A 13478-nucleotide genomic window follows, 5' to 3' on the forward strand; every position below is an offset into this window, starting at 1 on the left:
GAATTCGCACGCTGACAGCCGTGACCGGGCTTGGGTTTACCGTGGCGGGAGAGGCCTGTTTTTTGCGATCAAAAAAAAGCCGCCCGTGTGAGGCGGCAAAGCAGAAGCAGGGGCCGTTGACCATTTGCTCAGGGCGTTATGCAGTCGCTTGAGTCAAATCCTCTACGGGCAATGCTTGGGCCAGGAAAAACCGGTCAGGTCGTGTTCGTGGGAGATCATAAAGGATTTCAAATAATTTTTTCAATAAATTATCTGCATGAGAATTTAATGTGTGATTTGAGTTTTTTTGAGTAATTTTGTAAATGCAATACTAGGCCGTAGCCCCTACCTGTACCGCACGTGCTGGAACGGGTGGGCATGGAGACTGGGCAGTGAACAGGGACAGGCAGCGCCGATGAGCGATTCAGTTATACGGGTATGGTGTGCGGTCAGCGTGCTGTGCGCCGCTTCGTTTACCATTGTTACCTCAGAATTCGCCCCGATTGGTCTGTTGTCACAGATTTCAACCGACCTGGGTCAATCCCCCTCGACGGTGGGGTTGACGGTGACGCTATAGGCATGGATTGGAGCTGCCAGCGGCCTACTGTCCAGCGGGTTGAACCGTTGGATACCGCGCAAGGTGCTATTGATCACGTTGATGTTGCTACTGGCCGCTTCGAACGGCCTGGCGGCGGTATCTTCGGATTTTTCAACGTTCCTCGGCGCCCGCGCTTTGGGTGCATGGGTGCATGGCGTTTTCTGGGCGATAGTCGCCGCCAGTGCCGCGCACATCGTGCCAGTACAGCGCATGGGGCTGGCCACCTCGATCGTCTTTGGTGGCATTACAGCTGCTACGGTCATGGGCGTACCACTGGTCAATCTGGTGGGCAATCACGATGGCTGGCGCACGCCGTTTGCTTACCTTGCCCTGACGTGCGTTGTTAGCGCCGGTGCACTAGCCTTGGCGCTTCCTCCCATGCAGATTCCTCCGCTTGTAAAGGTGTCGGATTCGCAGCCGTGTTGCGGCGCAAGGATCTGCTATTCGTTTACATCATCACTGGCCTAACGGCTGCTGCGCACTTTGCCGCTTACACCTTTGTCGAACTCTTTCTCGACCAGCTTGCCGGCATTACACCCAGGATGATTGCCACCCTCCTGTTTGCCTACGGCGCAGCTGGCCTCCTTGGCAATGTGCTCAGTGCGCTGTTTATTGATCGTCACTTGAGGGTTTTCATCCTTGGGGCATTGGCCACGATGGCAATGTCCCTGATGACCCTGAGCATCTTCGACTCTGCGCCAGGCATTGCAGCAGTGGTTCTCCTGCTGGTGCTCTGGGGTATCTCAATTTCCGGCTTGTTTACAGGCTTGCAAACCTGGGTCTTGAGGATTGCTGGTGATCACACGCTGCCGGCAACCGCAATGCATACGGCCGTGTTGAACAGTGCGATTGGGCTCGGGGTGATCATGGGCGGGAGCGCGTTGAACGTATTCGGGCCGAGGGGCGCGATGCTTGCAGCAAGCGTGATGATTGCTCTTGCTCTTGCTCTTGCTCTTGCCCTTGCCCTTGCCCTGATGCTGAGCGCAGGCCTGCGTGGCCGAGCATCTAGGCGGTACAGATCAGCTGGAAAACCATACGTTTGATAAAATTTTCATATTTTTATCGTAATGGAAAAAAACTAACAAAAAACATGAAATATTTTTCCCATTGTGCATAATTGGTTTAAGAAATTTCCTAGCGTGCATCCTGAACTGGGCGAAGTACAGCATGAGGGTCGTATGACAAGCTACATGACACACCCCGGCAATAGCGCAGGCGCCACCGTCAGTGATTCCACCGCCTGGGGGGCGCAGATCCGCAAACTGCGCAAAGCGCGTGGGCAGACGCTATCCCAGCTCGGGTCAGCGATCGGTCGCTCGACCAGCTTTATCAGCAAACTGGAGCGGGGGAGTACCGAGATATCCATCACCGATTTGATAAAGCTGGCAGGTGTGCTCGGGGTGCCTATCGGTTGGTTTTTCGATGCGCAGCATCAGGCCCCTTTGGAGGTTGGCCGCCTGGTAAGGTGTAACAGTCGCCGTCGACTCGGCGCGTTCCTCGACGGTATTACCGAAGAATTGTTGTCGCCTGATATCGGCGGCATGTTTGAGATGTTTCTGAGTACCTTCGCCGTGTGGGCCACACGTCCAGAAGCTGCACCGCGGGACACCGAAGAGGAGCTCTACGTCCTGCAAGGTCAGTTTGATATCTGGGTGAAAGGCGAAAAGTTCAGCTTGCGCACCGGTGATAGCTTCCGAATTGTGCGTGAGTCTTACCGCTGGGTGAATACCGGAGACGTTGAAGTCAAGGTGATCTGGGTCATTGCGCCGCCTACGTACTGACGCCCACAGGTTGGGGTTGGCCGTACCTGAAGAAAACTAGAAAGACAGTCGGATGACTTGATGAGGTGGCTGCACTCGCCCGACCGCGGTGAGGGTGCGCCAGTGAGCTTAACAGGAGGGTGTAATGGAAAGTGTTTCGTTCCGTCAGATGAAAGATGGGAAAAAAGAAGAATACGAAATGCTGCACAAGATAGAGGCGGATTTCGCGACGCTTCTGCCAGACCGGATTCTGGGTTGCCTGCGCGCGCTGGAAAATTCCCTGGGTGGCTACCAGATCGACCGACTGCAGCATTCGCTGCAAACCGCCACGCGCGCGGAGAATGACGGGGCAGACGAGGAAATGATCGTGGCTGCACTGATCCATGATCTTGGTGATGAACTGGCACCGTATAACCACTCCCAGTACGCGGCTTCGATCATTCGGCCCTATGTGCGTCCAGAAGTTACATGGGTGATCAACTATCACGGCTTATTTCAGAATTTCTATTACGTGCACTTCTTCGGCGGCGACCCCAATGAGCGAGACTTCTACAAGGATCACCCCTATTACCAAAGTTGTGTGAATTTTTGTGAGGCCTGGGACCAAGCGTCTTTCGACCCGGATTACCCTACCTTTCCGCTTGAACATTTTGAACCCATGGTTCGGCGGATCTTTACGCGGCCTGCGTTCGATCCCCGTTATGTGGGGGACGAGCGTATGGGGGTAAGTCCGGAGCGCTCTGTTGCCTAACCCGTGCTGCCTGTGCGCCTGGCCGAGGCTGGCCAGGAATTGCTAGGTGGATGTTAATGCCTTGGGGCTGGTGTGCAGCAGTGGCCAGTCCCGATGCGGACAATTAAATGTTACGTAGAAATCAATAAGGAGGATTGCAAGGCAGCATCACACTGTTCTATAGCTGAAAAGTACATGAAGCGTGGCTTGAATCAAATAACAAAAAATGAGCGTGCCTTATGAAAACAATAGTGCTTTTGAATCGTGGCTTTCGTGACCATTTTGATGGTTTGCAAGTTAAACTCTTCTCCGTGCTGCAAAGGGCTCTGAAGCAAGTTCAAGTTGAGCTGCGAGCGTTTTATGCTGACATCAGGCTAGACGCCTCTGAGCGTCAACCCAACAGCGCGCCCCTCCCGCTGACTGCGCATGCGCACTTGGCCGTTGGCACACTGATGATCGAGGAAGTACAACCACCGCCAACATTGTCCTGTTCGTCGCCCCGTTCATCTTGATTGATTTTGCGAACCCTTGCAGCGGTCAGCCATGGCCGGCGCGACCGGTTAACGCGCGCCCGCTAGTCTGCTTGTGTTGCCATCGTGTGGATTGAGTGCAGGGGGGTTAACCTGCCGCGCAGCGGTAAAAACCTTGCTTATCAATATGATGCTACTAACCCGATCATCGAAAGGTGCGAACGTATGCATAAACTTTTAAGAGTTTTGGCGCTTACCCTGGCGTGCTTTTTTGCCGGTTTCGTTCAGGCGGCAGACAAGCCCGTTATCAAGATAGGCACGCTGCCATGGGAAGACTTCATACCGCTGTCTGATATTGCCAAGCATTTTCTCGAGAAGCAGGGGTTCCGGGTTGAGGTGACGACCTTGCCCGATTGGGGTATCGCGTTTGCCGCCGTGGCAAGAGGCGATGTGGATATCATGATTTCCAATATCAACTACGTCACCGCTGATTATTGGCAAAAAAGTTACCAGAACCTCGAGAAGGTTTCAGTGGTTTCCCATGGCCTGCGCCAAGGGATAGTGGTCCCCGACTATGTACCCATCAAGTCTATTGAAGAACTGGACGGTATCAAGGACCAGGTAGGTGGCAAAATCATCGGTATCGAGTCGGGGTCGGGCATCATGCGCGACACCGCTGATGTCATCAAGCAGTATGGTCTGCACTACACGTTGCTTGAAGGCAGCACTGCTGCGATGACGGCCCAATTGCAGTCGGCGATCGAGCGAAAGGCGCCCATCGTTACCATGCTGTGGCAACCCTCGTGGATGGACATGAAGTTCAAAGTTCGCTACCTGGATGATCCCAAGGGGGTATTCCCGCCTGCGCAAACGTATTATTGGATCGCCAAGAAAGGCTTCTCCAATGCGAACCCGCGGGTGCGAGAGGCACTCGCCAGTGTCTATGTACCTATCGACGACATCACGGCGATCAATATGTGGGTCAATCAAGGCATGACCATGCAGCAAGCGGTGGAGAAATGGTGGGGCCAGAACACGCGACTGGTCGATAAATGGGCCGTAATGGCCAAGTAGATAGGCGTTTGGGGGGCTTGTCGCTCGTGCGCCAAGCCCCTTTTAGGGTTTTAAATACCGTGAGCCGCCAAGCGCGTGCTGTACCAGCGAGTGAACTGGTCCACGAAGTTTTCAACCACCGGTGAGAAGGGGCCGGGCACATAGGCGGCATCCTGGGTTCCGCTGTGCGTGATCCCCACCAGCGCAGCATCCTGCTGATGCGTGGCGATCCAGACCTCGGTCAATTCCTTCAGGTTGTAGTCTCGGCCTTCCACAGCATCTTTGTGAACCAGCCACTTTGAGCGCACCAGCGTCTTGCCCGTCGAAAGCGGAATCAGGTACGCGATCACGGCGTGGTCGCTCATCACATGAGTCCACGAGTTGTGCGTCCAGAAGTGCAGGTCGCCAAGATCGCGCCGAGTCAGGTTTCCCAGCAGTTGGGAGCAGGCCACACGGGTACTCAAAGTGAGCGATTCGCCATGATTGGAAATCACCCAGCGTTCGGTTCTGAACTGGGTGGTAGCGTCCTCATCTAGGTACTCGACTGCTTCACTGATCCAGCCCTCGTTGGCCCAACTCTTCTCGGTCATGGCACACTGGGCTTGGAGCGCATCCCTTTCCGCTTGTTGCTCAGCGGTGGCGCTGCCGTCGGAGAAGTCCTCCATTGGGATGAACGCAACGTTGAGCTCAGGATGCCCTGCCGCGCAGTGGTAGCATTCGCGATTGTTTTCAATCACCAGTTTCCAATTGCCGTCCTCGATGATTTCCATCTCAAAGGCAATTTTACTGTCGGCAAATTCATACGGGGCGAAGCGCGGCGATAGGGTTTCGGTGAGGTAATCAATATCTGCCGGCGGGTGATCGTCAAAGCACACCAGTATGTGAGCACCGACCACGCGCACCGCGCAGGGCTTCGAGCTGTGAGCATCGTCACTGTCTCCAACGCTGCGAAACGCAGCGACAGTCAGTACATTTTGTCGTACCAAGCTCACGGTGTATTTGCCGACGGTCACGTTGATGCTGTCGCCCGGCTTCGGGATTTGGGGCGTCACGCCGACCACGATCCAGTGTTTGCTAAAGAAGATGTCCATGTCGGTCTGAAAGATATCTTCGCGCCCGAATACACCGCCGGGTAGGGCACTGTAGGGTTGTCGTAAATTGATGAGTTCACGGTGGGTTATTGTATTTGTTTGAGCCATGTCCATCTCCCGGTTGCGCAGTTCTGATATTGAACTGGGCCAGTATCGGAATGCCTGGAAAGATGGTCAACGGGCTTTATTCTCAAGCTGACGTGAGTATAAGTTATGCCTGTATCCTAGGGGGACGGCAGTGGGACATCGCTCTGCAGGCACTGGAGAATGCCGTTGACTTCCGCCGTTCGCTGGCGACCGGCCGCGAGGAACAAATAGTAGGCATCCTTCAGTTTGATTGAATGTTCTGACACCCTCACCAGGCTACCGGTGGCAAGCTGGCTTTGCAGCATTCGGCTCCAGCCCAAGGCAATACCATGACCTTGCAGCGCCGCTTGCACTGTATTGCCGTACAACACGCTGCGCAGGGTGAACTCAAGTTTGGAAGGGGCATAACCCAGCGCCCTGAACCAGGTGTGCCAGGTCATCCAGCCTTCCAGTGTGGCATCGGTATCGATCAGTGCTGCGCGGGCCAAGTCTTCGAGGCTTGCTGGCGCCCCGTGCTCATCACGCCAGGCGGGAGAGCACACCGGAAAAATTTCTTCATCAAACAGAAAGATAGACTCGCCGCCCTCCCAGTTGCCGGTGCCGAAACGCACCCAGATGTCTGCTTCTCGATCCGAGTTGACGGTGAGCCGAAGTTTGAGGCCCGGCATCAAGGCCTTGATCAGCGGCAAGCGCGGTAGTACCCGAAGATTAGAGAAGTCCGGTGAACTGGCCAAAGAAATACTGAGTTCGTGGAGACCGTCGGTAATTTTGTCGAAGGCACTCGCGATGCGCTGCATCGATCCGTCCATTGCACCGAACAGCAGCGCGCCTGCCGTCGTCAACTTGATCGATCGGGGCAGCCGCTCGAATAGACGTGTCCCCAGCACGTCTTCAAGAAATTTGACATGCTTGCTGGTCGCCGCCTGGGACACACCGAGCTCCTGGGCTGCCAAGGTGAAGCTTTCATACCGGGCCACCGCCTCAAAGGCCACCAGCGCATTCATGGAAGGGATGATTCGACGGTAGCCTTTTTGCTGACGGGGCTTTTCGGGACAGCTCATCGTGTTCTCCGACAACGCCGGTGCGTGCGGCACAGGCAGGTGGTGTAGTGCCACAGGCAAACCTGGGCGCGGTGCACTCATGCCGCATGACTTCAAGTGGCGACAGGTCATTGTTTGCCTGTTCAGATGCGGCCACGGGTTGAAGTAGGCTGGGTGAGCCGGACATAACTATCACTCATGTTAGCTTAACAATAAAGTGCGTTGACGTATTTTAAGGGCTGGCTTGATACTCGAAAGTATAAATTTAATAACAGCTGTGCTGGATTCGAGGTGCGTCGTGAATAGTGCAATCATAAGTAGCTGTCAAGCGCTGGCCCCGCTTCAGGCGCCCGCTCATGATGGGGGCGGCAGTGTTTTGCGACAACTAAGTGTGTTCGAGACTGACCTCGACATTTTTTATCACAAGCACTGGGTCGTGGTAGGCGTTAACGCCGATGTCGCCGAACCGGGTGACAGTTTAACCGTTGATATTGGCACCTCTTCAATCATTATTGTGCGCGATGACGCAGGGCGGGTTCGTGCGTATCGTAATGTCTGCCGCCACCGTGGTGCGCGGCTCAAGGCGCCCGGAAAGGCCCCGGTGGGAATGCTGGTGTGCCCGTATCATCAATGGACGTATGATCTGGATGGGGCGCTACGCCACACCCTTCATATGGGCAAGGACTTCGACCCGACGTGCCGTAGCCTGATACCCGTCTCGATCAACGTAATAGGGCCGCTGATCTTCGCCTGCTTGAGTGACAGTGCGCCCGAAGGCGTGCAGGAGCTGGGCCAGCCGATGATGAGTGCATGCGGGCACCGGTACAGCAAGCTCGTGCATGAAAGCGAAGTGGTCGAAAGCATCAATTGGAAACGATTGATGGAAAACGTCCATGCATGTGATGACGGACAGGTCGGTGCGCTGGAGGCTTCATCTTCGTTTTTGCAGGGCCGGGCCGACGGCGTGAGCTTTTGGACCCACAACGCCTGGGGAGCGGTGAGCAACGGATGCCTTGTAATCACTTCGATTATTCCGGTCGAGCCAGACAAGACGGTAGTGCGTACGCATTGGCTCTCCGATCCCAGTTCCGTAGAAGGGCGGAACTATGACCAGACGGCTCTGCCAGGTAGAGGCGTTATCGCCAGCTCCCCTGATACCGATGGCGACGCAGAGCATGCATCCAACCCATTTGTACGGTGGTATGGCGCTCGGATGGCGGTTCATACCTTGAGCCCGCAGATTATTCCGGCGGCGCACATTGACACCGTGGGGCAGTCCCAATGTTTCAGTGATGCCAACGTATGGTCCTCGGTTGGAGAGCCGTGGAGCAGCGGTGAGCAAAAGAACCTGGAGGTTTGCGCTGTTATCGACGAGACCCCGGACGTTCGCACCTTTGTGTTTCGCTGTGGGGATTTAACTGCCTTGTCTTTCGAGCCGGGGCAATTCATCACCGTCTCCCCTCAATTCGCCGGCCAGGTCTGGTCGCGATGCTACACCTTGTCGTCATCACCCACGCGGCCTTTCACCTTCTCTATCACGGTCAAGCGCGTGCCGGGAGGCTTGGTATCGAACTGGTTGCACGACAACCTTCGCGTCGGCGCCAGGTTGAATGCGTCCGGGCCTGCCGGCGTATTCACACCCGTCGGGCACCCTTGCCGAAAATTGCTCTACCTGAGTGCGGGCTCTGGTATCACACCGTTGATGTCCATGACGCGTACCGCTTTCGATCTGCGTGCCGACCTTGATATCGCATTCGTGCACAGCGCGCGTACGCCATCGGATATCGTGTTTCGCGGTGAGCTTTCCCGCCTTGAACAGGCGCAATCGCATTTCAAGGTATCGGTCATTTGCGAGGCGGTTGGTGACGAACCGGAGTGGGGCGGCCCCCTCGGGCGGATAGACCTGAGCCTGCTGCAACAGCTGGTGCCCGACTTCTTGCAGCGCGAGGTGTTTACCTGTGGGCCCAAGGGGTACATGGAGGCTGTGCAGCGAATGCTCGGGCAAGGTGGTTTCGACCTGCGCCACTACCACCAGGAAAGCTTCGACCTTGGCTCAGGTGCCGAGGGTGTCGAGCCCCAGCCACTTCAGGCTGCAACCGAAAGTGAAGTATTTACGGTAACCCTTGCTCGAAGCGCGAAGGTGTTCACGATGGACGGCTCGCAGACCCTATTGAGCGCTGCGAGAAAAGCGGGTGCTGTGGTGCCGTCATCATGTAGCCAGGGTGTTTGCGGCACCTGTAAAACCACCATAATCGAAGGCTCCGTAGAAATGCAGCACAAGGGAGGCATTCGCCAGCGAGAAATCGACAAGGGCCAACGGCTTCTTTGTTGCAGCCGGCCAACCTCTGACCTGGTCATCGATCTGTAGACCCACTGGATCGTACGCTGCCGTTTTTCAAGCGCTGAAGAGGCATGGGGTGCGCTTCTTCAACGCCTTGCTCAAGCCATACCCCAGTGGCTTTGGTGTAATCGCCCCTTCGTCCTGAATCCTGCGCCGGCGCTTTCGCGGCAGCGCTGGATGCCCAGCCTTCGCTAGCTCGCTTGTTTCACCAGCGTGCTGAAGGGCTAACCGTTGCCCTGCGCATCAATCCCCCTTATTTCCCATCGCCAGCCAGCACCCGGGCTCGGGCTAGCGCTGCCTGCCCGCGCGCGCCTGGGCGCTGGAGAGGGCGGCTTTTCAGCGATTCGCAAGGGTGAAAATGGCGACGTTCTGCTATTCCGTGGAGGAATTAGCACAGATGGTAAATCAAAAATTATTCATAAGAAAAAAAAGTGGATTTTTTTATTGAGTTGGAGATAATGACCCCATAGTTTTCTTGATGCATATGACCCTTAGCCGGATGGAGGCGACCGATGACCGATCAGCTGCATGCCTGCGCCAATGGCTTCGAACCGCGAGCGGATAGCCAAATGCCGGTTTCCGGGCATGGGCTCTTGCTCGGTTCGGCGGGCGGCAGGGCGTGCGATCGGTAGTCTTGGGTGGGCTGCTCGGCAGACCGAGGCTGATCACGCTACGGCTATTCAGTTGCAACAATAAAAATAAAAGCAGCGCTCCGAAATCTTCCTGATATCAGCGCTGGTGGGTGAACAAAAGAATAAATAATCGTCCTGCGTTGCAGGGCAGCTATTTACCTACTGCCTGGGCGGGTACGCCTGCCTTGGAATCTCTTCAATAGCGGTTTCTTGTTTCGTCAGGAGAATAAAAGTGGCTTCTACGGTATTTGGCAAGCGCATTGACGTTGCCCCGCCCAAAAAAGACCCGACTGACTCAGGGTGGTACCTTGCTGCAGGCCCTGAACTTCCTTACAACACCTTGCGCGGCGAAGTTACCTGCGAGTGCCTGGTTATCGGTGCTGGCTGGATGGGACTGCACGCGGCACGCCGATATGCTGAGCTCAATCCCAGCGCTCACGTGGTGCTTGTAGATGCTGGGCGCATCGGTAACAACGCCTCGGGCCGCTGCCTGGGCTTTGCCATCGATTTGGCGCACAACCCGCGCAAGCGTGATTTCATCGAAGATGTCAAAGGCAATAACGAGGAGTATCACGTTAACCTCGAGGGTACCGCCTACCTGAAGTCTTGGGTGGACATGGGTGTGGATTGCGACTGGGACCCGCAGGGCAAGTACCATAGTGCAGCTACCGATCATGGTGTTGCTGACTTGATGAACTTCTCCAAGGCCCTTGACCGCATGGGTCAAAAGTACCGCTGGGTCGAAAAAAATGAGATGCAAGATCTGACCGGTAGCAAGCATTACATCAAGGGGCTCTTCCATCCAGGCACCGTCTTGTTGCAGCCGGCCAAGTACCTGATGAATGCCGCGCGGATGATGCCCAAGAACGTCACGGTGTACGAGAACACCATCGTCAATACAGCCACCTTCGGCAAACCGCAGCACGTATTCCAGACCCAGGGCGGCGTAATCAGGGCACGCAAGGTGATTCTCTGCACCGCTGGCTACCTGAACAACTTCGGTTTCTTCCCGAAATCGGCCATCCCGGTCTACACCTTTGCCAGCATGACGCGTGTGCTGACGGAAAAGGAACTGGCGGGTGTCGGTCACGGCCCGTTCGGCCTGATTCCGGCCAACAGCTTCGGTACCACCGTACGCCGCACCACTGACAATCGTCTGATCTTCCGCAATGTCTACGCCTATGCCAAAGGTCACAACGTCGGCACGGCTGAGATTTACAACGCTCGTGAGTACCAGAAGCTGTCCTTCGACCGCCGTTATCCGGAACTTACCAAGATCGGTTTCGAGCACAGTTGGGGCGGCATGCTCACGCTCGCCCAGAATGGTGGCATGGCGTGGGGCGAGCTGGCCGAAAATGTGTACAGCTCTTCGTTCTGTAACGGCACGGGTGTTTCGCGTGGCAGTGCGTTCGGCAAAGCCATTGCAGAACTTGCATCTGGCATGAGCTCGGAAACTATTGAAATCCTCAAGCGACGCGCCAAACCAAGTCGCGCCTACCCGGAACTTATTACCGAGTTCGGCGTGAATTATGTAACTGGCAAGCGCTTCAAAGAAGCTGGCGAAGAAATCTGAAATTAATAACAAAGGAGACGCAGCATGGCAAACCTGAGTGGTATCAACGTCGCGATGCAAACCCCGTTCAATGAAGACGGGTCGATCAACTTCAGCGCTTATGCAGAGGTGATCGAGCAGTACATCGCCGCCGGCGTTCACGGTCTCGTATTGGGCGCAGGTACCGGCCAGCACCCGTTCCTCACCGAAGAAGAGTGCAACAAACTCTACGAAGTGGGTATCAAGCAGATCAACAAACGTTGCAACGTGATCTGCCAGAGCTCGGCGCTGAACGTTGATGAAGTGGTGCGTCGCTCGCAGCACGCCGAAAAACACGGCGCCGACGCGCTGATGATCCTGCCTCCGTATTTCGAAGGCCCGACCGACGACGACAGTCTCTTCAACTTCTATAAAGAGATCGATGCGGCTGTCAACATCGATATTATCGGCTACAACATCCCGCAAGCCACTCAGATCGCCGTGTCCACCGATCTGCTGCAGCGCCTGGCTGAACTGAAGAACTTCACCTACATCAAGGACAGTGCTGGCGACCTGACTACCCAGCAGGGCTTCCTGACCAGTGATGCCTGCAAGACCAAGGTTGCCGTACTCAACGGTTGCGACACCACCACCTTCTACGCTTTGGTTGCCGGCGCTAAAGGTGCCATCTGGGGTGGTGCCAACGCCGTTCCGCATGAAGCAGTACGCATGTACAACCTCGTGCAGGAGAAGAAGTACGCCGAAGCGTTGCAAGTGTGGGAAAAAATCCTGCCACTGATGCTGCTGTTCTGGAACGGCCGTTACGTGCCGCTGGTTCTGAAAGCTGCACAGCTCAATGGCTTTGGCACCGGTAACCTGCGCAAACCACTGCGCGCACTGGAACCTGCTGAGGAAGCCGAGCTGAAGAAAGTCCTGGAGCAAATTAAAGGCGCTTGATGCGCCCGCCGTCAGGGACGACGGCCACGTTGTTTTCAACGTTGCGTAGAGGGCACCCCACGCGGTGCCCTCTACGACCCCCTCATGCTTGCGGGTAAGAAGACATGAACGCGATGAATAATAAAAGTAATAGAACAGCGTCAACCGTGGTCGAGTGCCGCGGTGTATGGAAGATTTTTGGCAATCAGAGCGCTGCAGCAATCGATGCCGCCAGAAAACACACCCACAGCAAGGATCAGCTGCTGGAAGCCTTCGGTTCGGTCATCGCCGTGTCGGATGCCAACTTCAGCGTTGCTGAAGGGGAGACGTTCTGCATCATCGGTTTGTCAGGCAGTGGCAAGTCTACACTGATCCGCCACTTCAACCGGCTGATCGATCCCACATGTGGTGAAGTGCTGGTGCACGGTCGTGATATCTGCAAGATGTCGGCACCCGAGCTGCGCGAATTGCGCTCGAGCAAGATCGGTATGGTATTCCAGAACGTCGCGTTGCTGCCCTACCGCACGGTATTGCAGAACGTGATGCTCCCCCTCGAAGTGCAGGGGATGAAAAAGCAGGAAGCCCAACGCAAAAGCCAGGAGGCCTTGGATCAGGTCGGCCTCGGCAACTGGGCCAAGCGCTACCCACAGGAACTTTCCGGCGGTATGCAGCAGCGGGTGGGTATTGCCCGGGCCCTGGCCGCCAACCCGGATGTTCTGCTGATGGATGAGCCCTTCAGCGCCCTCGATCCCTTGATCCGCAAACAACTGCAGATCGAATTCCGCAAGCTTTCCACCGAGCTGCGCAAGACCACCATCTTCATCACTCACGATATCGACGAAGCGATTCGCATCGGTGATCGCATCGCGATCATGAAGGACGGTCGGCTGATTCAGGTAGGTACGCCAGAAGAAGTGGTATTGCGCCCGGCCGACGACTACGTGGCCAGCTTCATGGAAGGTATCTCGCGACTCAAGTTGCTCAAGGCCCGCTCCATGCTGCAGGGCCTCCATGCTGACCCGCATCCGGGCTCGCTAGAGGCGATGGCCAGCGTGCATATCGATGCCGACCTGGAAACCCTGATCGATGTTTCGTTGCAGGGCCAGCAGGATCGAGTCGCCATTCGCGATGGTAGCCGCATCGTTGGCACCGTCAGCCGCGAAACACTGCTCAAAGCCGTGCGTGGTCTGGATCTGGCTTAAGCCAGGGTCTTTCTCAACGTTCCAAGGA

11 protein-coding genes and 1 pseudogene are annotated in these 13478 nt (G+C 55.8%); 10 read left to right on the forward strand and 2 right to left on the reverse strand.

Annotation, left to right across the window (positions count from 1 at the left end):
- Nucleotides 1-619: 619 nt before the first annotated feature.
- The 5 genes from N430_RS29700 to N430_RS11640 all read left to right on the forward strand — a co-directional run bounded on the left by N430_RS29700 (nucleotide 620) and on the right by N430_RS11640 (nucleotide 4611).
- Nucleotides 620-1045: an MFS transporter gene (locus N430_RS29700; protein WP_305888042.1), complete on the forward strand. Its 426-nt coding sequence runs from the start codon at nucleotides 620-622 to the stop codon at nucleotides 1043-1045.
- The gene (locus N430_RS29705) at nucleotides 997-1620 is read left to right on the forward strand and encodes an MFS transporter (RefSeq protein WP_256592124.1); all 624 of its coding nucleotides are present in this window, start codon (nucleotides 997-999) and stop codon (nucleotides 1618-1620) included. The genes N430_RS29700 and N430_RS29705 overlap by 49 nt, the downstream gene beginning before the upstream one ends.
- Nucleotides 1621-1755: 135 nt before the next feature.
- Nucleotides 1756-2358 carry a helix-turn-helix domain-containing protein gene (locus tag N430_RS11630; RefSeq protein WP_110638753.1) on the forward strand — a complete coding sequence of 201 codons (603 nt, stop codon included), beginning with the start codon at nucleotides 1756-1758 and terminating at the stop codon, nucleotides 2356-2358.
- Nucleotides 2359-2482: 124 nt separating this feature from the next.
- Nucleotides 2483-3088, forward strand: a complete 606-nt coding sequence (locus N430_RS11635; RefSeq protein WP_110638752.1) for an HD domain-containing protein — start codon at nucleotides 2483-2485, stop codon at nucleotides 3086-3088.
- Nucleotides 3089-3762: 674 nt separating this feature from the next.
- Nucleotides 3763-4611 (forward strand): glycine betaine ABC transporter substrate-binding protein, encoded by an 849-nt coding sequence (locus tag N430_RS11640; protein WP_110638751.1) that lies wholly within the window; start codon nucleotides 3763-3765, stop codon nucleotides 4609-4611.
- Nucleotides 4612-4661: 50 nt separating this feature from the next.
- Here the strand turns inward: N430_RS11640 and N430_RS11645 are convergent, their stop codons facing one another.
- Nucleotides 4662-5789 (reverse strand): SRPBCC family protein, encoded by a 1128-nt coding sequence (locus N430_RS11645; protein ID WP_110638750.1) that lies wholly within the window; start codon nucleotides 5787-5789, stop codon nucleotides 4662-4664.
- 116 nt (nucleotides 5790-5905) lie between these two features.
- Nucleotides 5906-6829 (reverse strand): LysR substrate-binding domain-containing protein, encoded by a 924-nt coding sequence (locus N430_RS11650; RefSeq protein WP_110638749.1) that lies wholly within the window; start codon nucleotides 6827-6829, stop codon nucleotides 5906-5908.
- Between the two features lie 415 nt (nucleotides 6830-7244).
- On the opposite strand from N430_RS11650, the pseudogene N430_RS29710 reads away from it, so the two are divergent.
- The 5 genes and pseudogenes from N430_RS29710 to N430_RS11670 all read left to right on the forward strand — a co-directional run.
- A pseudogene (locus N430_RS29710) lies at nucleotides 7245-7415 on the forward strand (Rieske 2Fe-2S domain-containing protein); the annotation flags it as partial.
- Between the two features lie 606 nt (nucleotides 7416-8021).
- Nucleotides 8022-9176, forward strand: a complete 1155-nt coding sequence (locus tag N430_RS29715; RefSeq protein ID WP_256592128.1) for a hybrid-cluster NAD(P)-dependent oxidoreductase — start codon at nucleotides 8022-8024, stop codon at nucleotides 9174-9176.
- 837 nt (nucleotides 9177-10013) lie between these two features.
- Nucleotides 10014-11354 (forward strand): FAD-binding oxidoreductase, encoded by a 1341-nt coding sequence (locus N430_RS11660; RefSeq protein ID WP_218278051.1) that lies wholly within the window; start codon nucleotides 10014-10016, stop codon nucleotides 11352-11354.
- Nucleotides 11355-11378: 24 nt separating this feature from the next.
- Nucleotides 11379-12269 (forward strand): dihydrodipicolinate synthase family protein, encoded by an 891-nt coding sequence (locus N430_RS11665; RefSeq protein ID WP_110638747.1) that lies wholly within the window; start codon nucleotides 11379-11381, stop codon nucleotides 12267-12269.
- Nucleotides 12270-12382: 113 nt separating this feature from the next.
- Complete coding sequence (locus tag N430_RS11670) at nucleotides 12383-13450, forward strand: glycine betaine/L-proline ABC transporter ATP-binding protein (RefSeq protein ID WP_110638746.1); 1068 nt, start codon at nucleotides 12383-12385, stop codon at nucleotides 13448-13450.
- Nucleotides 13451-13478 lie beyond the last annotated feature (28 nt).

This window comes from Pseudomonas sp. CC120222-01a (assembly GCF_003097235.1).
In the GTDB taxonomy this organism is placed as follows: Bacteria; Pseudomonadota; Gammaproteobacteria; order Pseudomonadales; family Pseudomonadaceae; genus Aquipseudomonas.